The sequence below is a fragment of the Streptomyces sp. RG80 genome, assembly GCF_040446465.1.
In the GTDB taxonomy this organism is placed as follows: Bacteria; Actinomycetota; Actinomycetes; order Streptomycetales; family Streptomycetaceae; genus Streptomyces.
Window position 1 is genome coordinate 179,177 of record NZ_JBEAAJ010000002.1, and the last position, 21,146, is coordinate 200,322.

The following is a 21,146-nucleotide window of genomic DNA, read 5'->3' on the forward strand; positions in this document are numbered from 1 at the left end:
TCATCGCCCAGTGTCCCCACCCCGTCCGGCCGCGGCACGCGGGGCGTGACAGAACCGCTGAACAAGCGCTTAGATAGGTGGACGCCCTGACGGGCACCTGGCCGCCCGGCCGCCACCGTCATCGCCGCCGACCCGGAGGCCCCGTTGTTCACTTCCGTCGACGACGTCTCCGCGCGCCTCGCCGAGACCGGTTACCTCGCCTCGCCCGCCGTCGCCACGACCGTCTTCCTGGCCGCCCGGCTCGGCAAGCCGCTCCTGGTGGAGGGCCCCGCCGGGGTCGGCAAGACGGAGCTCGCCAAGGCCGTCGCCCAGGTCGCCGGGGCACAGCTGGTGCGCCTGCAGTGCTACGAGGGCGTCGACGAGTCCCGCGCGCTGTACGAGTGGAACCACGCCAAGCAGCTGCTGCGGATCAGCGCGGGCCGCGACGAGACCTGGGACGAGACGCGCACCGACATCTTCAGCGAGGAGTTCCTGCTCCCCCGGCCGCTGCTGACGGCCATCCGCGGCGACGACCCCAAGGTCCTGCTGATCGACGAGACGGACAAGGCCGACGTCGAGGTGGAGGGTCTGCTCCTGGAGGTGCTGAGCGACTTCCAGGTCACGGTGCCCGAGCTGGGCACCATCACCGCCACCCGCCGCCCGTTCGTCGTCCTCACCTCCAACGCCAGCCGCGAGCTGTCCGAGGCGCTGCGCCGTCGCTGTCTGTTCCTCCACATCGGCTTCCCCGAGGAGGAGTTGGAGCGTCGGATCGTACGGCTGAAGGTGCCGGGGCTGGACGCGGCGCTCGCCGAGTCGGTTGTCCGGGTGGTGGGTGCGCTGCGGGCGATGGACCTGCGCAAGGTGCCCTCGGTCGCGGAGACCATCGACTGGGCGCACACCCTCCTCGCGCTCGGCGCCGACACCCTCGACGAGAGCGTCGTACGCGACACCCTGGGCGTGATCCTCAAGCACCAGGACGACGTCCTCAAGGCGGCCGCGAAGCTCGACCTGGACGCCCTGTGAGCACGCCGGTCGCCGAGCGGCTCACGTCGCTCGTCGCCGCACTGCGGGCCCATGGCATCCGGGTCGGCACCGGCGAGACGGTGGACGCGGCCCAGGCGATGGAGGCCCTCGGGCTCACGGACCGGGAGCTGCTGCGCGAGGGGCTGGCGGCGACGCTGCTGCACGGTGCGGCTCAACGGCCGGTGTTCGACCCGGTCTTCGACCTCTACTTCCCCCGCGGAGTCGGCGCGCCCGACTCCTCCGCCAAGGACCGCGACGACCTGCGCGACCGGCTCGCGGCCGCCCTCGCCGCCCAGGACGAGGCCCTGATGGCCCGGTTGGCGGTCGAGGCCGTCGACGGCTTCGGCGGATACGGCTCCTCTCCCGCGTCGGACGGCTGGTCGTCGTACCAGACCCTCGACCGGCTCCGCCCGCAGACGCTGCTCGCCCGCGTCCGCGCCGACATCCGTGCGCGGGGCGGGAGTTCGGGCTTCGCGGACCGGCTCCTCGACGACGAGATCCGGCGCCGTATCGAGGCCTTCCGCGCCCTGGTCGCCACGGAGGCACGGCGCCGGGTCGCCGAGCGGCGCGACCGGGACTTCCTCGCCCGGCGCGCGGTGGCCCCGACGGCCGACCGGGTGGACTTCCTGTTCGCCGGAAAGGCCCAACTGGCCGAACTGCGCAGGACGGTTCAGCCGCTGGCCCGCAAGCTCGCCACCCGGCTGGCGGCCCGCCGGCGCCGGGCCGCCCGGGGCACCATCGATCTACGGCGGACCCTGCGCGGTTCGCTGTCGACGGGCGGGGTGCCGATGAAGCCGGTGCTGCGCAGGCGCCGTCCGGCCCGGCCCGAACTGGTGCTGCTGTGCGATGTGTCGGGCTCGGTGTCCGGCTTCTCGGACTTCACGATGCTGCTGGTGCAGGCGCTGCACGACCAGTTCAGCAAGGTGCGGGTGTTCGCCTTCGTCAACCGGATCGACGAGGTGACCGGACTGCTGGTGCACGGCGCGGCCGACGCGGCCGGGCTCGGCGCCCGCATCCAGTCGGAGGCGGAGCTCACGGGCTATCACGGCAGCAGCGACTACGGCATGGCCCTGGGCGAGTTCGCGGAGCGCTACGGCGACGCGGTCGGCCCGCGCACCACCGTGTTCGTCCTCGGAGACGCCCGTACGAACATGAGCGACCCGAACCTCGCGGCCGTCCGGCAGATCTCCGAACGGGCCCGCCGCGTCTACTGGTTGAACCCCGAGGAGCGCACCCGGTGGGGCACCGGTGACTCCGCGGCGCCGGAGTACGCCGAGCTCGTGGAGATGCACGAGTGCCGCAACGTCCGGCAGCTGGGCGCCCTGGTGGGACGGCTGCTGCCGATCTGAACCGGCGGCCCGGTCATACTGTGCCGATGGACACACAGGCCAGGGAGGATGCCCGGCGGTGGCTGGCGGAGGCCGGCGTCACCCAGGTCGGCGACGACACGTGGCTCGACGGCGACGCCCCTGACGCCCGGCTCACCGCCGACGACGTCGCACGGTCCTGGGCGGGACAGGCGTTCACCGACGAACGCCTCGACCGGGCCGGGCAGTTGAGGTTGGCGTTCGGGTTGCTGGATCTCCTCGACGCCTACTGGGTCACCTGCGAGATCCGCTTCGCCGACCAGGACCCGAGCGGCCCGCTGCCGCCGGGCGCCTTGTGGGACGGCTACCGACAGCGGCTGGAGGCCCCCGAGACGGGCGACGCCGTGACCTGTTCGCTGTGGGTCGACTGGTTCGAGGACCGCAAGACCGCCGCGACCGCCTTCGCCGAGGTACTCGGGCACGACATCCATCGCCTGCGGAACGACCCTTCGGATCCCCTGCTCCGCCGGGCCCGCCGGGTCCTGGAGTGCTCGGGTCCGGTCCCCTGGCCGGTGAAGGAGACCGCGTACGGCATCGCCGCGCACGTCCCGGCACTGCACCCCGCCCTGTTCAGGGCCCTGCTGGGGAGCTACCACGATGTCCACGGCGACCTCGAACCGCAGGCCGCCCTGGACCTGCTGAGCCGAGTGGCCCTCCCGCCGGACACCGCGCACCTGGCGCAACTGCGTGCCGTGCTCGCCGCCGGGCACCGCAACCACCACCGCGACCCGCATGCCTGGGACGCGGCCCGACGGCCCCGCCCCTGACCGGTCGACTCCCGAGAACCTGGCCGCCAGGCTCTCGGGATCGGACCTCTGCTGACACGGACACCGACCGGTTCCGTGTGACGGACGGGTCAGTCCGACTTCGCGAACTCCCTCGCCGTCTGGCCCTGGAAGTCGTACAGCACGACCTGCTCGTCGCCCACGACCCAGGCGTCGTGTCCCGGCGAGACGACGAAGACGTCACCGGGTCCGACTTCGGCCTCGCCGCCGTCGTCCATGGTGATGTGCATACGGCCCTGGACCACGTAGCCGTTGTGGTGCATCTGACAGCTGTCGGTGCCCGCGATCGGGCCCACGGACTCGGACCAACGCCAGCCGGGCTCCATGGTCCCCACGGCGAAGTCGAGGTCCGTCATGTGGACGGCTTCCAGGTGGCCGCGAGGGAAATCACGCCGCTCGTCCGGCTTGTCGAGCGTCTTCACTTCCAACATGACGCACTCCCTTCCGGCCGCGCTTCACCGCGACCGGGGGCGGACCTCCCGGTGACCCTGTACGCCTCCGTCGGCGGCCGGCCCCCTACCACTCCATCGTCCGCCCGGCCACCCGGCGCCGCCATTCGAAGGACCCCGGCTCAGGCCGGTCCGCCGCAGAGCTCGGCGAAGCGCTCGGCGTCGACGTTGCCGCCGGAGACGATCACTCCGACCCGGCCCGCGAGCTCCGCCACCCGGCCGGACAGCAGGGCGGCCAGCGGAGTCGCCCCGCTCGGCTCCACGACGATCTTGAGGTGCTCGAACACGAACCGCATCGCGTCCCGGATCTCGTCGTCGGTGACCAGCGCGATCGCCTCGACGAGCCGTCGGTTCACCGAGAAGGTCAGCTCGCCGGGAGTTTCCAGCGCCTGGCCGTCGGCGATGGTGCGGGGCACCGGGATCGTGACGCGCCGACCGGCCTCCAGGGACCGCTTGGTGTCGTCACCGGTCTCGGGCTCGACCCCGATGATCCGGATGCCCGGATACAGCCCCGTGGCGACCGTGGCACTCCCGGCGATGAGCCCGCCACCACCGACGGGTGCCATCAGCACGCCCAACTCCCCCACCTCTTCGAGGAGTTCGAGGGCCGCGGTGCCCTGTCCGGCCATGACGTGCGGATGGTCGTAGGGCGGGATGACGGCGAGTCCCCGCTCGGCCGCCAGCGCTTCGGCCAGCGCCGCACGGTCGCCCGTGTAGCGGTCGTACGGCACGATCTCGGCGCCGTAGCCGGCGGTGGCCTCGCGCTTGGAGCGCGGGGCGTCCTCGGGCATGACGATCACCGCGGTGCTGCCGAGCTCGCGGGCGGCCAGGGCGACCGCCTGGGCGTGATTGCCGGAGGAGTAGGTGGCGATACCGCGGGACAGCTGCTCGGGGGTCAACCGGGAGGCCGCGTTGTAGGCGCCGCGGAACTTGAAGGCGCCCATGCGCTGGAAGTTCTCGCACTTCAGGAAGACCTCGGCGCCGACGCGGGCGTCGAGGGTGCGGGAGCGCAGCACGGGGGTGCGGTGCGCGACCCCCTTGAGCCGCTCGGCCGCGTCACGGACGTCGTCGAGGGTGACGGGCGGGGTCGTGGTCGTCACTGGGGTGCCTCCATCGGTGTTCGTCACGCGGTGCCCGCGTCCGTGGTCGTGGCGCGGGCCTGGGAGAGGTAGCTGTAGGCGGAGGCGCGGGAGATGCCGAGACGGGCGGCGACCTGCTCGACGGCCCGGCGTACGGCGAAGACACCGCGGTCGTCGAGGCTGCGGAACAGGTCGAGGCGTCCGGCCCGGTCGAGGGCGCCCCACGGCTGGTGGCGGTGGGTGTCCAGGATGACGTCGACCACCGAGTCGATGTCGTCGCCGAAGGTGGTCACCGGCAGTTCGGCGGGGGCGGCGCCGATCCCGGCGAGCGCGCCGAGCAGCGCGTGGACCTCGCTCGCGGCGGTGACGTCGAGGTTGACGCACAGGGCGCCGAAGACCGCGCCGGTGGAGTCCCGCAGCACCAGCGTGGAGGACTTGACGGTCTTCCCGGTGCCGGTGCGCGTGACGTAGTTGAGCTCGTCGCCCGCCTCGTCCCCGCGGGCGACGATCCGCAGGCCGATCTCGCTCATCGCCCCGCCCACCGCACGTCCGGTCACCGAACCGGCGAGGGCGACCACGGAGTTCTCCGGGAGCCGGTAGTCGTGCAGGACCACCTCGCACACCGGACCGAAGGTCGCCACCAGCCCGTCGACGACCGGCATCAGCGCCGCGACGATCGCGTCCCGTTCCGCTTCCAGGGCCCGCTCGGATGACATGACACCTCTCCCCGCTCTCACTACCGACCAGCGGTTCTAGACTACAGGTCCAATGCTTGGACGTATAGTCCAATCAGGCTGGACGGTCAGCACCCGCCTCAGAACGGACGTCCGTACCGGAAGTGGCGGGATCGGCGCCACGGACCCGCGCGTTCCGGCCACATCAGGCCGCTGTCAGGCGGATGGCCGGTAGTTGTCAGCTTCGCGGGCTTCGATGACGACGACGCCCTTCCCCCCAACCCCGAGGAGCGAGATGACCGACACCGTTGCGGACTTCCCCATGGCACGCGCGGCCGGGTGCCCCTTCGACCCGCCCCCTCAGATGCTGCGTCTTCAGACCGAGCGGCCGGTCTCCCGTGTCCGGCTGTGGGACGGCAGCACCCCCTGGCTCGTCACGCGCTACGAGGACCAGCGGTCGCTCTACGGCGACCCGCGGCTGAGCGTCGATCCCCGGCGGCCGGGCTTCCCCCACTTCAGCGCCGCCTTCCAGGAGGCCTACTCCCGGATGCCGCCGTCCTTCCTCAACATGGACGACCCCGAGCACGCGCGGATCCGCCGGATGGTCACCGCGCCGTTCACCATCAAGCGCATCGAGGCCATGCGCCCCGCCGTACAGCGCATGACCGACGCGTTCATCGACGCGATGCTGGCCGGTCCGAACCCCGCCGACCTGGTCCGGGCCCTGGCACTGCCGCTGCCCTCGCTGGTGATCTGCGAACTGCTCGGAGTCCCGTACGCCGACCACGAGTTCTTCCAGAGCAGGAGCGAGGTGGGGGTCCGCCGGGACGCCTCGGTCGAGGAATCCCGGGCCGCCAGTGGGGAGTTGTTGACGTACCTGGACGCACAGCTCCAGGCGAAGCTCGCCGACCCGGGCGACGACCTGCTCTCCGACCTGGCCGCCCGGACGCGGGACGGCGACCTCGCCCGTCACGAGGCCGCGATGCTGGGCCTGTTGCTGCTGGGCGCCGGGCACGAGACCACCGCCAACATGATCGCGCTCGGCGTCCTGGCACTGCTGGAGCACCCGGAGCAGCTGGCGGTCGTCCGGGACACCGACGACCCCAAGGTGCTCGCGGGCGCCGTCGAGGAGATGTTGCGCTATCTGACGGTCGTCCACAACGGCCAGCGGCGCGTGGCCCTGGCGGACGTCGAGATCGGCGGCGAGACCGTCCGCGCCGGGGAGGGTGTCATCATCCCCGGCGCGAGCGGCAACTGGCAGCCCGACCGCTTCCCCGACCCCGGCCGCCTGGACGTCCGGCGCGACGCCCGCCGCCACATGGCCTTCGGCTTCGGCATCCACCAGTGCCTCGGCCAGCCGCTGGCCCGACTGGAACTCCAGGTCGTCTACAGCACCCTCCTCCGCCGCGTCCCGACCCTGCGTCGGGCGGTCGGCCTGGAGAAGATCCCCTTCAAGGACGACGGGGTGGTGTACGGCGTCTACGAACTGCCGGTGGCCTGGTAGCCGGGCCGACGGCGGGCCCGCTCGTTCACCCGGCGTTGAAGCGGTACTCCCCCGCCCGGGCCCGGTAGACCTTGTAGGCCGCGCCGCCCGAGGTGTCGTCCCGGACGAAGTCGACCCCGCGCGGCGCGGCGACGGGCCGGTCCCGGGTGGGCACCCAGATCTCGGCGTCGGTGTTGTGGGGGACGGTCACCGCGAGGTCGATCCGGCCGTCCGGGCAGCGCCGCCATTCCGAGGAGACCGTGCCCCGCACCGTGTCGATCGGGGCCCTGACGTGGTCGAGGGTCGCCGGGTCCAGGTCGGTGTCCTCGGTGTTCTTCGGGACCCGGCTGTTGACCGCCAGCTCGGGGATGTACGGGCGGATGCGCAGGGTCTCGCAGGCGGCGACGGGTGAGGCCGGGTCGGACACACCTCAGTCGGACACACCTCAGCCGGACGCACCTCGCCGAGGGGTCTGACGGGGTTTCGGCTCACTGCCCGGTGTCGTCCAGGGACTTGTCGATCCGGTCCAGCGCCGCGGTCAGTCGCGTGTAGTCGGCTTGGGACAGCGGCTCCACGAAGTACCGCTCGACGACCTCGGCATGCACGGCCGCCGCGTCGACGAAGGCCGTACGCCCCCGGTCGGCCGGTTCCACCAGGACGCTCCTGCGGTCCGTCGGCGACGGCACCCGGCGGACCAGGCCGGTCTCCTCCATACGGTCGATCAGCCGGGTGATGCCGCTGCTGGTGAGCGTGAGGTCATCCGCCAGCTGACGCTGCGAGACGCCCTCGCCCTCCTGTCGGCAGAGCCGGATGAGCACCTCGAACATCGTGTGGCTGATCCCGCACCGCTGCCGCAGTGCCGCGTCGATCCGCAGCTCCAGACGGGTGGCGGCCTTGATCAGCAGCCCGAAATCCCGCACGAGCGCACTGTTGGCGGCACGCCCCGCCTCCCCGCCCTGCCGCTTCTCCGCACCCACCGGTCGAGCCCCTCTCCCTTGCCTGCGAAACCTCCCCGAGTTTACTGCGCACTCACCTACCGACATCTCAAATACTGACTACTCAATTGCTGAGCAGTCAACAATCTTCTACCGTGGACGGAACTTGGACAGGGCTCGGGCAGGGCTCCTCAGCGACGACCACGAAAGCGGGGCAGGACCGTGGATCTGCAGCACTGGCTCGGACGGGCCACCCACGAGATACAGAACTGGGCCGACACCTACGGCGCGTACGACACGCACCCCTCACTGCTCGTCGACGAGGACCGCTTCGCCACGGCCTTCGGCGAACTGACGGGACGTCTGAAGAACAACTACCCCTTCTTCCACCCGCGTTACGCGGGCCAGATGCTCAAGCCCCCGCACCCGGCGGCCGTGGTCGGCTACCTCACCACCATGCTGATCAACCCCAACAACCACGCCCTGGACGGCGGTCCCGCCACCGCCGCGATGGAACGCGAGGCCGTCGCCCGACTCGCCGCGATGTTCGGCTACGACACTCACCTCGGGCACCTCACCACCAGCGGCACGATCGCCAACCTGGAAGCCCTGTTCGTCGCCCGCGAACTCCACCCCGACCGCGGCATCGCCTACAGCGCCGACGCCCACTACACCCACGGCCGCATGTGCCGCGTCCTCGGCCTGGAGGGCCACCCCGTCCCCACCGACAACCGGGGTCGCATCAACCTCGACGCCCTCGAAGAGCTGCTGCGGACCGGGCGGATCGGCACGGTCGTGCTGACCGCCGGTACCACCGGACTGGGCGCGATCGACCCCGTCCACCTCGCCCTGCCCCTCGCCCGGAAGTACGGCGCCCGGGTCCACGTCGACGCCGCCTACGGGGGCTTCTTCACCCTGCTGGCCGGCGCCGACGGCCCCGAAGGACTCCCGCCCGAGCCCTGGCGGGCCATCGCCCGGTGCGACTCGATCGTCATCGACCCGCACAAGCACGGGCTCCAGCCCTACGGCTGCGGAGCCGTCCTCTTCCGCGACCCGGAGGTGGGCCGCTTCTACCTCCACGACTCGCCCTACACCTACTTCACCTCCACCGATCTGCACCTCGGCGAGATCAGCCTGGAGTGCTCGCGCGCCGGCGCCGCCGCGGCCGCCCTGTGGCTCACCTTCCAGCTCCTGCCGCCCACCCCCGACGGGCTCGGCCAGGTACTCGCCGCGGGCCGCCGCGCCGCCTTGCGCTGGGCCGACCTGATCACCGCGTCCAGCCGGCTGGAGCTCTACCAGCAGCCCGAACTCGACGTCGTCACCTACTTCCCGACCGTCGAACCCGCCACCCTGACCGCCGTCAACGCCGCCTCCGCCCGCGTCCTCACCGACGGCATGACCGTCCCCGACCCGGTCTTCCTCAGCACCCTCCGAGCCGACCGCGAGGCCTTCGGCACCCGCCACCCCAAGGTCACCGCCGATGCCGACGGCGCCCGTATCCTCCGCAGCGTCCTGATGAAGCCGGAATCCGAGCACCACGTCGACGACATCCACGCCCGCGTCGAGGCCCTCACGGGCTGACGCCGACGCTCAGGGCGCAGATACGGCTATGGGTGGCCCTCTCCTTTCGGTGAGGGCCACCCACGGGAACTACTTCTGCTCGGCGAGCCAGTCCGCGAACCTCGTCCCGGCGATGTGCGCGTCCGGGCCGGGCAGGAGCGTGTTCTCCTCCAGCGGGGCGCCCCAGTACGTCGCGTCCGGGTCCGTGACGATCTTGCGCGGGTCGTTCAGGGCGGTCAGCCCCATGCGGATGAACTCCTCCAGCTGGAACACGTCGGGTCCGCCGACCTCCACCACGCCACCCACCGGTGCGCCGACCGCGGCGCGGACGACGGCCGCGGCCACGTCGTCGGAGACGATGGGCTGGATCCTGGCGTCGGGCAGGTGCACGGTGTCGCCCTCGGTGACCCCGTCGGCGAGTCCCTTGGCGAACTCGAAGAACTGGGTGGCGTGGACGATGGAGTAGGGGTTGCCGGACGCCTTGATCAGGTCTTCCTGGACCAGCTTGGCGCGGAAGTACCCACTGCCCTGGAGACGGTCGGTCCCGACCACGGACAGCGCCACGTGATGCCCCACTCCGGCCTGCGTCTCCGCCTTCAGCAGGTTGGTCGTCGAGGTGCGGAAGAACTCCATGACCGCCTCGTCCTCGAACGAGGGCGAGTTCGACACGTCGACCACCACCGACGCGTCCTGGAGGACCTCGGCCAGCCCCTCGCCCGTCAGCGTGTTGACGCCGGTGTTGGGCGCCGCCGCGACCGCCTCGTGCCCGTGCGCGCCGAGCCCGGCGACCACCTTCGAGCCGATGAGCCCGGTTCCACCGATCACTACGACCTTCATGACGGAGTTCCTCTCGGGTTTGTTCGGGTTTCCCTGATTGCCTGCATCAGTGGAGACCGGGCACCGGAGCCGTTTGTGACAACTTCACTCGACTTACGTTCGACGAGTTTTCCCTCTCATCCAGTAGGGGCTGGATCGGTTCAGTCGCCGAGCGATGCCACGTACGGCGTCAGCTTCTCCGGGTTCATGACCCACATGGCCCGCTCGACGCCGCGCTCCGAGATGTCGAGGGTCAGCAGGACCACGGGCGCCCCGCCGTCCGAGACGAGGGCGGCCGGTGCGCCGTTGGCCTCGACCCACTCGATCTCCTTGTGCGGCCAGAAGCGCGGGCCGAAGGCGGCGAGGTACCGGGAGACGTGCAGCGGGCCGACGACCGGAATCCGGGACGCCCCGCGCAGCCCGTTGCCGTCGGTGTAGCTGATCACGTCCTCGGTGAGGATGTCCTCCAGCACGGCCAGATCGCCGGTCTGTGCCGCGGCGAGGAACACCTCCATGAGCCGTCGGTGCTCGGTGGCGCCGACGGGCTTGCGGCGCTCCGAGGAGATGCGCTTGCGCGCGCGGCTCACCACCTGACGCGTGTTGGTCTCGCTGGTCTCCAGCATGTCCGCGATCTGCCGGTAGGGGTAGTCGAAGGCCTCCCGCAGCACATAGGCGGCCCGTTCCACGGGGTTCAGTCTCTCCAGGAGGAAGAGCACCGCCAGGTCGAGTGCCTCGGCCCGCTCGGCGCCCAGCTGCGGGTCGGCGCGCGTGTCGATCGGCTCCGGCAGCCAGGGACCGACGTACGACTCGCGCCGCACCCGGGCGGACTGGGCGAGGTTGATCGCCAGTCGGGCGGTGACGGTGGTCAGGAACGCCTTCGGCTCGCGGACCACGCCACGGTCGGTGTCCTGCCAGCGCAGCCACGCCTCCTGAACGACGTCCTCGGCCTCCGAGGCGCTGCCGAGGACGCGGTAGGCGATGCCGAAGAGCTGGGGCCGCACCGCCATGAACACCTTCGTCGCCTGGTCGAGGGAGTCCCAGCCATCGAGGGAATGAGCACTGCCGAGGGAATGAGCGCTGCCGAGGGAGTGCGTCCCGTCGACGGACTCCGTGCCGTCGAGGGCGTCCGTACCGTCCCCCATACCCATGCGTGCCGCCTTCAGTTCCGACCGTTCGCGCAAGCGCTCGCCATGGTAGAGCGGGCAGCTCTCCACCGGGTGGAGCACGTCACGACCGCACCAGTCGTAGGGCCAGGTCAGGACGCCCCCGAGCACCGCCCTGGCCGTCTCGTCCTGCCGCACGCCTTCGCCCTGAAGGCCGCACGTCAGGTGCACCGCCACGGGGTGCTCGCCCTGGCGACCGTATCCGCCGCGCTGCTCGCCTTCTCGGGCGGGGACACCAACACCCTGGCGCCGCAGTTCGCCACCGGCGTCCTCGTCGGCTTCGGGGCCCTGCTCACGATGTCTCGACCGTCGTCGTCACGGTGGAGAAGTTCGCGTCGGATGCCTGGCTGATCGTCGTCGCGCCGCCGCTGCTCGTGGCACCCTTCGTCGCCGCCCACCGCGCCTACGAACGGATCGGCGAACGGCTCGGCCGCGGACGCGTCCCCGAGCCACCGCACCCCGACCGGTCCGTCGTGATGGGGCCGAGTGGGACCCGGGTGTGGCCCTGGTCGGGCTGTGCTGATCCCGGAGACCGAGCCGGAGCGGCTGTGGCAGCGGTTGCTCCAGAACCAACGGGGTGCCGTCGTCGCGCACGCGGTGCGGCGCGGATGCGGTGATCTGCCGCCTGCGGTTCCGGCTGATGTGAGCCGGTTTCCGGGCCGGTGGCTGGCGGGGGCGTAAGAGTCCCGTCAAAGCCGCGGGGGCCGCCGTATGGGACCCGTCAACGGCGCTCGGATCCGGTCACGCAGGCGCTTTCCTCTAATCGTCCGCTTCTCTTTCGAACCTCTCTAGGAGTTCGCGATGGCCGATGTGGCCTTCGTCGTCACCACGATCGCGCTGTTCGCGCTGGTGGCTCTGGTCGCCAAGGGGGTGACCAAGCTGTGACCGCCGAGAACGTTGTCGGCCTCGTCGTGGCCGTCGCCCTGCTGGGCTATCTCGTCCTCGCCCTGATCTTCCCGGAGAGGTTCTGAGACTCGCGATGGGACCCGTACTCGCAGGCGTCCTCCAGCTGCTCGCCCTGATCGGCGCGCTGGCCCTCGCCTACATCCCCCTCGGCGACTACATGGCCAAGGTCTACTCCTCCGACAAGCACTGGCGCGTCGAGAAGTGGATCTACAAGGGCATCGGTGCCGATCCCGACACCGAGATGCGCTGGCCCGCGTATCTGCGGGGCGTGCTGGCCTTCTCGGCCGCCGGGGTGTTCTTCCTGTATCTGCTCCAGCGGCTCCAGGGTGTGCTGCCCGGCTCGCTGGGCTTCAAGTCGATCGATCCGGACCAGGCGTTCAACACCGCCGTCTCGTTCGTGACGAACACCAACTGGCAGTCGTACTACGGCGAGCAGGCCATGGGCCACGTCGTGCAGACCGCCGGTCTGGCCGTGCAGAACTTCGTCTCCGCGGCCGTCGGCATCGCGGTCGCCGTGGCGCTCGTACGGGGCTTCGCGCGCTCGCGGAGCGGTGAACTCGGCAACTTCTGGACCGACATGGTGCGCGGGGTCACCCGCATTCTGCTGCCGGGCGCGTTCGTCGCGGCGGTCGTGCTGGTCGCCTGCGGTGCCCTCCAGAACTTCTCCGGCATTCATGAAGTCGGTCAGTTCATGGGCGGTTCGCAGCAGTGGAACGGTGGCGCGGTCGCCTCGCAGGAGGCGATCAAGGAGCTGGGGACGAACGGCGGCGGCTACTTCAACGCCAACTCCGCCCACCCCTTCGAGAACCCCACCCCCTTCACCAACCTCTTCGAGATCTTCCTGCTGCTGGTCATCCCGTTCGCGCTGACCCGCACCTTCGGTGTGCTGGTCGGCAGCGTGAAGCAGGGGTACGCGATCCTCGCGACCATGGCGACCATCTGGGTCGGTTTCGTCGCCCTGATGATGTGGACCGAATTCGCCCACCACGGCCCGGCGTTCGACATCGCGGGCGGCGCGTACGAGGGCAAGGAGGTCCGCTTCGGCGTCGGCGGGTCGTCGATCTTCGCGGTCTCCACCACCTTGACCTCGACCGGCGCGGTGGACTCCTTCCACTCCTCCTTCACCGGCCTCGGCGGCGGCATCACCATGCTCGGCATGATGCTGGGCGAGATCGCGCCCGGCGGTACCGGCTCCGGCCTGTACGGCATGCTGATCATGGCGATCATCGCGGTGTTCATCGCCGGCCTGATGGTCGGCCGCACCCCCGAGTACCTCGGCAAGAAAATCGGCACCCGCGAGATCAAGCTCGCCGCCTGCTACATCCTCATCACCCCGGCGCTGGTCCTGATCCTGAGCGCGGCAGCGATGGCCCTGCCGACGCCGGGCAACTCGATGACCAACAGCGGGGCGCACGGCTTCTCCGAGATCCTCTACGCCTACACGTCCGCCGCCAACAACAACGGCTCGGCCTTCGCCGGGCTGAACGCGGACACGCAGTGGTTCAACACCACGCTCGGCATCGCCATGGCGCTCGGCCGGTTCCTGCCCATGGTGTTCGTGCTCGCGCTGGCCGGCTCGCTCGCCGAGCAGCGGCCGGTGCCGGTCACCGCGGGCACCCTGCGCACCGAGAAGCCGCTGTTCACCGGCCTGTTGGTGGGCGCGATCCTCATCATCACCGGACTGACCTACTTCCCGGCCCTCGCCCTGGGCCCGCTGGCCGAGGGGCTGGCGTCATGACCCCTCCCACCGGGACCGCTCGCAACGAAAGCGAAGAGATGTCCACAGCCACTCCGACCCGGGCGCCGCACAGCGACGTACCGACCGGGCACAAGTCCCCCGAGGGCCGTGTCGGCGCGGGCCTCTTCGATCCCCAGCAGCTGCTCAAGTCGCTGCCGGACGCCTTCCGCAAGCTCGACCCGCGGGTGATGGTCAAGTCGCCCGTCATGTTCGTCGTGTGGATCGGCTCCCTGCTCACCACCCTCTTCTCGTTCAAGGACCCGGGCGACTGGTTCGGCTGGACCATCAGCGTCTGGCTCTGGCTCACCGTGGTCTTCGCCAACCTGGCGGAGGCGGTCGCCGAGGGCCGCGGCAAGGCGCAGGCCGACACCCTGCGCAAGGCCAAGACCGACACGGTGGCGCGCCGGCTCGTCGGCGACCGTGAGGAGCAGGTGCCGGGCACCGAGCTGACCATCGGCGACCTGGTCGTGTGCGAGGCCGGCGACATCATCCCCGGCGACGGTGACGTCGTCGAGGGCGTCGCCTCCGTCGACGAGTCGGCCATCACCGGCGAGTCGGCCCCGGTCATCCGGGAGTCCGGCGGCGACCGCTCGGCCGTCACCGGCGGCACGAAGGTGCTGTCCGACCGGATCGTCATCAAGATCACGACGAAGCCCGGCGAGACCTTCATCGACCGGATGATCAACCTGGTCGAGGGCGCGGCCCGGCAGAAGACACCCAACGAGATCGCGCTGAACATCCTGCTCGCCTCGCTGACCATCGTCTTCCTGCTCGCCGTCGCCACGCTGCCGCCCTTCGCGGACTACGCAGGGACGCACCTGACGATGGTCGTGCTGGTCGCGCTGCTGGTCTGCCTGATTCCCACGACCATCGGCGCGCTGCTCTCCGCGATCGGCATCGCCGGCATGGACCGGCTGGTCCAGCGCAACGTGCTCGCGATGTCGGGCCGTGCGGTCGAGGCCGCCGGTGACGTCTCCACGCTGCTGCTCGACAAGACCGGCACCATCACCCTCGGCAACCGCCAGGCGTCCGAGTTCGTCCCGGTGAGCGGGGTGACGGAGGCCGAGGTCGCCGACGCCGCCCAGCTCTCGTCGCTGGCCGACGAGACGCCCGAGGGCCGCTCCATCGTCGTACTGGCGAAGGAGAAGTACGGTCTGCGCGAGCGGCACCAGGGCGAGTTGACCGGTGCCGAGTGGATCGAGTTCACCGCGCAGACCCGGATGTCCGGCGTCGACGTCGACGGGCGCAGGATCCGCAAGGGCGCGGCCGGGTCGGTCATCACCTGGGTCGAGGAGCGCGGCGGCACGGTCGCCGAGGACGCGGACACGACGGCGAACCGCATCTCCGAAGCGGGCGGCACCCCGCTGCTCGTGGCCGTCGAAGACACGGACGGCGCCCGGGTGTTGGGCGTCATCCACCTCAAGGACGTCGTCAAGGAGGGCATGCGGGAGCGGTTCGAGGAACTGCGCCGGATGGGCATCAAGACCGTCATGATCACCGGCGACAACCCGCTGACCGCCAAGGCGATCGCCGAGGAGGCGGGCGTCGACGACTTCCTCGCCGAGGCCACCCCCGAGGACAAGATGGCCCTCATCAAGCGGGAGCAGGCCGGCGGCAAGCTCGTCGCGATGACCGGTGACGGCACCAACGACGCACCCGCCCTCGCCCAGGCGGACGTCGGCGTTGCGATGAACACCGGCACGTCGGCCGCCAAGGAGGCCGGCAACATGGTCGACCTCGACTCCAACCCGACCAAGCTCATCGAGATCGTCGAGATCGGCAAGCAACTCCTCATCACCCGGGGCGCGTTGACGACGTTCTCCATCGCCAACGACGTCGCCAAGTACTTCGCGATCATCCCGGCGCTGTTCGCGGCCGTGTACCCGGGTCTGGACAGGCTCAACATCATGGGCCTGTCCTCGCCGGACTCCGCGATCCTGTCGGCCGTCGTCTTCAACGCGCTGATCATCATCGCGCTGGTGCCGCTGTCCCTGCGGGGTGTGCAGTACCGGCCGGTGAGCGCCGACAAGATGTTGCGCCGCAACCTCACGATCTACGGCATCGGCGGGCTGATCGCGCCCTTCGTCGGCATCAAGCTCATCGACCTGCTCATCTCCCTCATCCCCGGGCTGTAATTCCTCGAAAGCGTGCTGACCCGTCATGAACAACTCCGTTACGAACACCGCCCGGTTGCTCGGGGCCGGCCTACGGGCGCTCCTGGTGCTGACCCTGGTGACGGGCGTCATCTATCCGCTGCTGGTCACGGGCGTGGCCCAGGCACTGTTCAACAACAAGGCGAACGGCTCGGAGATCAAGGCGGACGGCAAGGTCGTCGGCTCGTCCCTGATCGGCCAACAGGGCTACAGCCTGGACTACTTCCAGCCGCGCCCGGCGAACGGCCTGGGCGAGAACTCGGTCAACACCCGGTACAAGCTGATCCTCTCCGGCGCCACCAACCGCTCCGGTGACAACGCCGAGCTCGTCAAGTGGGTGAAGGAGGCCAAGGCCAAGGTCGTCAAGGACAACTCCATTGCCGGCTACCAGGTCAAGCCCTCCGAGGTCCCCGCCGACGCGGTCACCTCCTCCGGCTCCGGCCTCGACCCGGACATCTCCCCGGCCTACGCCGACCTCCAGGTCCACCGGGTCGCCGAGAAGAACGGCCTGTCCGTGACCCAGGTGCAAAAGCTGGTCGACGAACACACCGAGGGCCGCACCCTCGGTTTCATCGGCGAGCCCCGGGTGAACGTCCTCGAACTCAACATCGCGCTCAAGGAACTCGCGGCCAAGGGCTGACGGCGTTACGAGGCCCACGAGGGAGCCGGCGGTCCGGGACACCCCGGTGCCGCCGGCTCCCACCGTCACATATGACACGAAAGGCACACGCCCATGACACGGGTGCTGGTGGTGGAGGACGACCCGCAGCTCGTACGGGCCCTCATCATCAATCTCCAGGCACGCCGGTACGGGGTCGACGCGGCACCCGACGGCGCCACCGCGCTCCGGCTCGCGGCCGCCCGCCGGCCCGACGTGGTCCTGCTCGACCTCGGGCTGCCCGACATGGACGGCGTCGACGTCCTCAAGGGCCTGCGCGGCTGGACCCGGGTGCCGGTCCTGGTGCTCTCCGCCCGGCAGGCGTCCGAGGAGAAGGTGGCCGCGCTCGACGCGGGGGCCGACGACTACATCACCAAGCCGTTCAGCATGAACGAACTGCTCGCCCGGCTCAGGGCAGCCGTGCGCCGCACCGAGGAGATGCCGCTCGCTCCCGGGACGACGCTGGTCGAGACGTCCGAGTTCACCGTCGATCTGCTGGCCAAGAAGGTGCGGCGGGGCGAGCGCGACGTACGGCTCACGCCCACCGAGTGGCATCTGCTGGAGATCCTGATAACCCACCCCGGACGGCTGATCACCCAGAAGCAGCTGCTCCAGGAGGTCTGGGGTGCCTCCCAGAGCAACAAGACCAACTACCTGCGGGTCTACATGGCCCAGCTGCGGCGCAAGTTGGAGACCGACCCCGCGCACCCCCGCTATCTCATCACCGAGCCCGGCATGGGCTACCGCTTCGAAGGGTGAACATGGCTCGCGGCAAGCTCCGCATCTATCTCGGCGCGGCTCCCGGCGTCGGCAAGACCTACGCGATGCTGTCCGAGGCGCACCGCCGTGTGGAGCGGGGCACCGACTGCGTGGTCGCCTTCGTCGAGCACCACCGCCGGCCGCGCACCGAGGTGATGCTGCACGGCCTGGAGGAGATCCCGCGCCGGGAACTGGACTACCGGGACGCCGTGTTCACGGAGATGGACGTCGACGCGGTCCTCGCGCGCCGCCCCGGCGTGGCCCTGGTCGACGAGCTCGCCCACACCAACGTCCCCGGCTCGCGCAACGACAAGCGCTGGCAGGACGTGGAGGAGTTGCTCGCCGCCGGGATCGACGTCGTGTCCACGGTGAACATCCAGCACCTGGAGTCGCTGGGCGACGTCGTCGAGTCGATCACGGGTGTGAGGCAGCGGGAGACCGTGCCGGACGAGGTGGTGCGCCGCGCCGACCAGATCGAGCTGGTCGACATGTCCCCGCAGGCCCTGCGCCGCCGGATGGCACACGGCAACATCTACCAGCCGGACAAGGTCGACGCGGCCCTCTCCAACTATTTCCGGCCCGGAAACCTCACCGCCCTGCGGGAGTTGGCGCTGCTGTGGGTCGCCGACCGGGTGGACGCCTACCTGACCGAGTACCGCAGCGAGCACCAGGTGTCGACGATCTGGGGTTCACGCGAGCGGATCGTGGTCGGCCTGACCGGCGGTCCGGAGGGGCGGACGCTGATACGGCGGGCCGCCCGGCTCGCCGAGAAGGGCGCCGGCGGCGAGGTGCTCGCCGTGTACATCTCCCGCAGCGACGGCCTGACCTCCGCCTCCCCGAAGGAGCTGGCCGTGCAGCGCACCCTCGTCGAGGACCTCGGCGGCACCTTCCACCAGGTCGTCGGCGACGACATACCGCCCGCGCTGCTCGACTTCTCCCGGGGAGTCAACGCCACCCAGATCGTCCTCGGCGTCTCCCGCCGCAAGGGCTGGCAGTACGTCTTCGGCCCCGGCGTCGGGGCCACGGTCGCCCGGGACTCCGGGCCCGACCTCGACGTCCACCTCATCACCCACGACGAGGCGGGCAAGGGGCGTGGACTCCCGGTCAACCGGGGTGCCCGTCTCCTCGGCCGGTCCCGGCTGATCTGGGGCTGGCTGGTGGGTCTCGGCGGGCCCGTCCTGCTGACCTGGCTGCTGAACGGTGTCTTCCCCGACGTGGGCCTCGCCAACGACATGCTGATCTTCCTGACGGCGACCGTGGCGGCGGCCCTGCTCGGCGGTCTCTTCCCGGCGCTGGCCTCGGCGGGGGCCGGATCCCTCCTGCTGAACTGGTACTTCACGCCGCCCGTCCACACCCTCACGATCGCCGACCCGAAGAACATCGTCGCCATCGCGATCTTCGTCGGGGTGGCCGTGTCCGTGGCGTCCGTCGTGGACCTCGCCGCCCGCCGCACCCACCAGGCCGCCCGGCTGAGGGTCGAGTCGGAGATCCTCTCCTTCCTCGCCGGGAACGTGCTGCGCGGCGAGACCGGTCTGGAGGCGCTGCTCGAGCGGGTGCGCGAGACGTTCGGCATGGACTCGGCGGCCCTACTGGAACGGGAGAGCGACATGGCGCCCTGGACCTGCGCCGGCAGCGTGGGCCCGCGGCCGTGCACCGCCCCCGAGGAGGCCGACGTCGACGTGTCGGTGAGCGACCACATGACGCTGGCGCTGAGCGGCCGGGTGCTTCCCGCCGAGGATCGCCGGGTGCTGGCCGCGTTCGCCGCGCAGGCCGCCGTCGTCCTGGACCGGCGGCGCCTTCAGCAGAAGGCGGACGAGGCCAAGGAGCTCGCGGAGGGCGACCGCATCCGCACCGCCCTGCTCGCCGCCGTCAGCCATGACCTGCGCACCCCGCTCGCCGGGATCAAGGCGGCGGTCACCTCCCTGCGCTCCGACGACGTGGAGTGGTCGCCGGAGGACCAGGCGGAGCTGCTGGAGGCTGTCGAGGCCGGCGCCGACCGCCTCGACGCCCTCGTCGGCAACCTCCTCGACATGTCCCGCCTCCAGACCGGCACCGTGACGCCGATCATCCGGGAGACCGACGTCGACGAGGTCATCCCGATGGCGCTCGGCGGGGTTCCCGAGGACAGCGTCGGCCTCGACATCCCGGAGACCCTGCCGATGGTCGCCGTCGACCGGGGCCTGCTGGAGCGGGCGGTCGCCAACGTCGTGGAGAACGCGGTGAAGTACAGCCCCGCGGGCGCCCCGGTACTGGTCTCGGCGAGCGCCCTCGCCGACCGCGTCGAGGTACGGGTCGTGGACCGCGGCCCGGGTGTCCCCGACGAGGCCAAGGACCGCATCTTCGAGCCCTTCCAGCGCTACGGCGACTCCCCGCGCGGCGCCGGAGTCGGCCTCGGCCTCGCGGTCGCCCGCGGCTTCACCGAGGCCCTCGGCGGCACCCTGCGCGCCGAGGACACCCCGGGCGGAGGCCTGACGATGGTACTGAGCCTGCCGAGGGCGACCAGCCAACTCCCGCCGACGGAACCGGATCTGCCGACGCCGACGACGTCCTAGACACGGACAGGCGGGCTCTTCGGCCTACCCACAGCTCAGCGCACCCTCCCCCGCGGCTTCAGCGCCACCGGCGGCAGTTCCGGGGCGGCCAGCGGAGCACCGTCGTACCCCTTCACCTCCCCGAACCGGGAACCTGTCATCCAGTCCTGGCGGGCCTGCACGATCTCCTCCTGGGACCGTCCGATCCAGTTCCAGAACATGATCAGCTCCTCCTCGAAGGGCTCGCCGCCCAGGAGCATCAGGGAGGCGTCCGACGCGGCGCGCAGCGGTAGTTCGGTGCGGCCGCAGCCGAGGTAGAGCATGGAGCCGGGCAGGACCGGGACGCCGTCGACGTGGGCCTCGCCGGACATGGACAGCACGGCGTACTCGAAGTCCGGCTGCACGGGGAGCCGGACGTCCGCGCCGGCGGCGAGGGTCAGGTCGGCGCCGACGATCGGGGTGTATGTCGTTCCGGGCGAGGTCGCGCCGTCGAGGTCGCCGAGGATCAGCGTGGCGGTGAGACCGGGCGCCGTGACGACCGGAAGCTCGGCGTGGTGCTCGAAGCGCGGGTCGGTGTGGCGGTCGCTGTCGGGGAGGGCGACCCACAGCTGGGCGCCGTGCAGGAAGCGGGCGTGCGACTTCGGGCTCTCCTCGGAGTGGCTGATGGCCCGTCCGGAGGTCATGAGGCCCAGCTCGCGCGGGCGGATCGTCTGGAGGCTGCCGGTGGAGTCGCGGTGCAGCACCTCGCCCTGGTGCAGCCAGCTGACCGTCTGGAGGCCCATGTGCGGGTGCGGCGGCACCTGCATGCCGGGCTCGTCGGCGATGTCGTCGGGGCCGTAGTGATCGACGAAGCACCAGGCGCCGACCATGCGGCGCCCCAGGTTGGGCAGCAGCCGGCGGACCTCGGTGGCTTCGCCGAGCTTGACGGTGCGCGGGCTGAGGAGTTCACGAACGGGTTCCGCCACCACGAAGCCGCGGCCGCCGCAGAGGGCGGGAGCCGCCTCGCGATCAAGATTGCTCATGCCGCCCAACCTAGACCCGTCGGAGGGGTCCCGTCAGTCCGTCACCGGGGCTGTCCTGAGGAGACC

19 protein-coding genes and 1 pseudogene are annotated in these 21,146 nt (G+C 70.8%); 12 read left to right on the forward strand and 8 right to left on the reverse strand.

The genetic code is table 11. The features are described from left to right. Positions 1-144 precede the first annotated feature (144 nt). From ABKA17_RS06740 to ABKA17_RS06750, 3 genes are read left to right on the forward strand one after another with little or no spacing between them, the layout of a single operon-like run. Positions 145-1,002: an AAA family ATPase gene (locus ABKA17_RS06740; protein ID WP_353690943.1), complete on the forward strand. Its 858-nt coding sequence runs from the start codon at positions 145-147 to the stop codon at positions 1,000-1,002. Further along, on the forward strand, positions 999-2,351 hold the full coding sequence (locus ABKA17_RS06745) for a vWA domain-containing protein (protein WP_353690944.1): 1,353 nt from the start codon (positions 999-1,001) through the stop codon (positions 2,349-2,351). The genes ABKA17_RS06740 and ABKA17_RS06745 overlap by 4 nt, the downstream gene beginning before the upstream one ends. A gap of 26 nt (positions 2,352-2,377) precedes the next feature. Then, positions 2,378-3,136, forward strand: coding sequence for a hypothetical protein (locus ABKA17_RS06750; protein WP_353690945.1), 759 nt, complete (start codon positions 2,378-2,380; stop codon positions 3,134-3,136). Between the two features lie 89 nt (positions 3,137-3,225). Here the strand turns inward: ABKA17_RS06750 and ABKA17_RS06755 are convergent, their stop codons facing one another. The 3 genes from ABKA17_RS06755 to ABKA17_RS06765 all read right to left on the reverse strand — a co-directional run bounded on the left by ABKA17_RS06755 (position 3,226) and on the right by ABKA17_RS06765 (position 5,398). Further along, a complete protein-coding gene (locus tag ABKA17_RS06755) occupies positions 3,226-3,585 on the reverse strand; it encodes a cupin domain-containing protein (protein WP_353690946.1) in 360 nt (119 codons plus the stop codon). A 140-nt stretch (positions 3,586-3,725) separates the two neighbouring features. Then, the gene (locus ABKA17_RS06760) at positions 3,726-4,703 is read right to left on the reverse strand and encodes a threo-3-hydroxy-L-aspartate ammonia-lyase (protein ID WP_353690947.1); all 978 of its coding nucleotides are present in this window, start codon (positions 4,701-4,703) and stop codon (positions 3,726-3,728) included. Between the two features lie 23 nt (positions 4,704-4,726). Further along, positions 4,727-5,398 (reverse strand): helix-turn-helix transcriptional regulator, encoded by a 672-nt coding sequence (locus ABKA17_RS06765; protein ID WP_353690948.1) that lies wholly within the window; start codon positions 5,396-5,398, stop codon positions 4,727-4,729. Positions 5,399-5,651: 253 nt separating this feature from the next. Between ABKA17_RS06765 and ABKA17_RS06770 the strand changes: the two genes are divergently transcribed. Continuing rightward, positions 5,652-6,860 (forward strand): cytochrome P450, encoded by a 1,209-nt coding sequence (locus ABKA17_RS06770; protein ID WP_353690949.1) that lies wholly within the window; start codon positions 5,652-5,654, stop codon positions 6,858-6,860. Positions 6,861-6,885: 25 nt separating this feature from the next. Here the strand turns inward: ABKA17_RS06770 and ABKA17_RS06775 are convergent, their stop codons facing one another. Next, positions 6,886-7,266 (reverse strand): alpha-L-rhamnosidase C-terminal domain-containing protein, encoded by a 381-nt coding sequence (locus ABKA17_RS06775; protein ID WP_353690950.1) that lies wholly within the window; start codon positions 7,264-7,266, stop codon positions 6,886-6,888. Positions 7,267-7,327: 61 nt separating this feature from the next. Beyond that, complete coding sequence (locus tag ABKA17_RS06780; RefSeq protein WP_353690951.1) at positions 7,328-7,816, reverse strand: MarR family winged helix-turn-helix transcriptional regulator; 489 nt, start codon at positions 7,814-7,816, stop codon at positions 7,328-7,330. 180 nt (positions 7,817-7,996) lie between these two features. Here ABKA17_RS06780 and ABKA17_RS06785 point away from each other — a divergent pair, with 180 nt between their 5' ends. Further along, entirely contained in the window at positions 7,997-9,355 is a 1,359-nt protein-coding gene (locus ABKA17_RS06785; RefSeq protein ID WP_353690952.1) for a pyridoxal phosphate-dependent decarboxylase family protein, read from the forward strand. 69 nt (positions 9,356-9,424) lie between these two features. Here the strand turns inward: ABKA17_RS06785 and ABKA17_RS06790 are convergent, their stop codons facing one another. Both ABKA17_RS06790 and ABKA17_RS06795 read right to left on the reverse strand, forming a co-directional pair. Then, positions 9,425-10,171 (reverse strand): SDR family oxidoreductase, encoded by a 747-nt coding sequence (locus ABKA17_RS06790; protein ID WP_353690953.1) that lies wholly within the window; start codon positions 10,169-10,171, stop codon positions 9,425-9,427. Positions 10,172-10,311: 140 nt separating this feature from the next. Further along, positions 10,312-11,292: an RNA polymerase sigma-70 factor gene (locus ABKA17_RS06795; protein WP_502994185.1), complete on the reverse strand. Its 981-nt coding sequence runs from the start codon at positions 11,290-11,292 to the stop codon at positions 10,312-10,314. Between the two features lie 150 nt (positions 11,293-11,442). Here ABKA17_RS06795 and ABKA17_RS06800 point away from each other — a divergent pair. The 7 genes and pseudogenes from ABKA17_RS06800 to ABKA17_RS06830 form a co-directional block, all read left to right on the forward strand. Next, a pseudogene (locus ABKA17_RS06800) lies at positions 11,443-11,959 on the forward strand (hypothetical protein); the annotation flags it as partial. A gap of 235 nt (positions 11,960-12,194) precedes the next feature. After that, complete coding sequence (gene kdpF / locus ABKA17_RS06805) at positions 12,195-12,284, forward strand: K(+)-transporting ATPase subunit F (RefSeq protein ID WP_009326374.1); 90 nt, start codon at positions 12,195-12,197, stop codon at positions 12,282-12,284. A gap of 8 nt (positions 12,285-12,292) precedes the next feature. Further along, a complete protein-coding gene (kdpA, locus tag ABKA17_RS06810) occupies positions 12,293-13,957 on the forward strand; it encodes a potassium-transporting ATPase subunit KdpA (RefSeq protein WP_353690955.1) in 1,665 nt (554 codons plus the stop codon). A 38-nt stretch (positions 13,958-13,995) separates the two neighbouring features. Beyond that, positions 13,996-16,092 (forward strand): potassium-transporting ATPase subunit KdpB, encoded by a 2,097-nt coding sequence (kdpB, locus tag ABKA17_RS06815; RefSeq protein WP_353690956.1) that lies wholly within the window; start codon positions 13,996-13,998, stop codon positions 16,090-16,092. Positions 16,093-16,117: 25 nt separating this feature from the next. Further along, positions 16,118-16,750 carry a potassium-transporting ATPase subunit C gene (locus tag ABKA17_RS06820; RefSeq protein WP_353690957.1) on the forward strand — a complete coding sequence of 211 codons (633 nt, stop codon included), beginning with the start codon at positions 16,118-16,120 and terminating at the stop codon, positions 16,748-16,750. A gap of 93 nt (positions 16,751-16,843) precedes the next feature. Continuing rightward, entirely contained in the window at positions 16,844-17,527 is a 684-nt protein-coding gene (locus tag ABKA17_RS06825) for a response regulator (RefSeq protein ID WP_353690958.1), read from the forward strand. A gap of 2 nt (positions 17,528-17,529) precedes the next feature. Next, positions 17,530-20,079 carry a DUF4118 domain-containing protein gene (locus ABKA17_RS06830; RefSeq protein ID WP_353690959.1) on the forward strand — a complete coding sequence of 850 codons (2,550 nt, stop codon included), beginning with the start codon at positions 17,530-17,532 and terminating at the stop codon, positions 20,077-20,079. A gap of 35 nt (positions 20,080-20,114) precedes the next feature. Here the strand turns inward: ABKA17_RS06830 and ABKA17_RS06835 are convergent, their stop codons facing one another. Further along, the gene (locus ABKA17_RS06835; protein WP_353690960.1) at positions 20,115-21,080 is read right to left on the reverse strand and encodes a pirin family protein; all 966 of its coding nucleotides are present in this window, start codon (positions 21,078-21,080) and stop codon (positions 20,115-20,117) included. Positions 21,081-21,146: the final 66 nt, after the last annotated feature.

What these genes read in the sequence shown, in the direction of transcription:
- ABKA17_RS06750 (WP_353690945.1), top strand. Translation starts at nt 2,378, where the DNA reads ATGGACACACAGGCCAGGGAGGATGCCCGGCGGTGGCTGGCGGAGGCC.
- ABKA17_RS06755 (WP_353690946.1), bottom strand. Translation starts at nt 3,585, where the DNA reads ATGTTGGAAGTGAAGACGCTCGACAAGCCGGACGAGCGGCGTGATTTC.
- ABKA17_RS06765 (WP_353690948.1), bottom strand. Translation starts at nt 5,398, where the DNA reads ATGTCATCCGAGCGGGCCCTGGAAGCGGAACGGGACGCGATCGTCGCG.
- ABKA17_RS06770 (WP_353690949.1), top strand. Translation starts at nt 5,652, where the DNA reads ATGACCGACACCGTTGCGGACTTCCCCATGGCACGCGCGGCCGGGTGC.
- ABKA17_RS06790 (WP_353690953.1), bottom strand. Translation starts at nt 10,171, where the DNA reads ATGAAGGTCGTAGTGATCGGTGGAACCGGGCTCATCGGCTCGAAGGTG.
- ABKA17_RS06795 (WP_502994185.1), bottom strand. Translation starts at nt 11,292, where the DNA reads ATGGGGGACGGTACGGACGCCCTCGACGGCACGGAGTCCGTCGACGGG.
- kdpA (WP_353690955.1), top strand. Translation starts at nt 12,293, where the DNA reads ATGGGACCCGTACTCGCAGGCGTCCTCCAGCTGCTCGCCCTGATCGGC.
- kdpB (WP_353690956.1), top strand. Translation starts at nt 13,996, where the DNA reads ATGTCCACAGCCACTCCGACCCGGGCGCCGCACAGCGACGTACCGACC.
- ABKA17_RS06820 (WP_353690957.1), top strand. Translation starts at nt 16,118, where the DNA reads ATGAACAACTCCGTTACGAACACCGCCCGGTTGCTCGGGGCCGGCCTA.
- ABKA17_RS06825 (WP_353690958.1), top strand. Translation starts at nt 16,844, where the DNA reads ATGACACGGGTGCTGGTGGTGGAGGACGACCCGCAGCTCGTACGGGCC.
- ABKA17_RS06830 (WP_353690959.1), top strand. Translation starts at nt 17,530, where the DNA reads ATGGCTCGCGGCAAGCTCCGCATCTATCTCGGCGCGGCTCCCGGCGTC.
- ABKA17_RS06835 (WP_353690960.1), bottom strand. Translation starts at nt 21,080, where the DNA reads ATGAGCAATCTTGATCGCGAGGCGGCTCCCGCCCTCTGCGGCGGCCGC.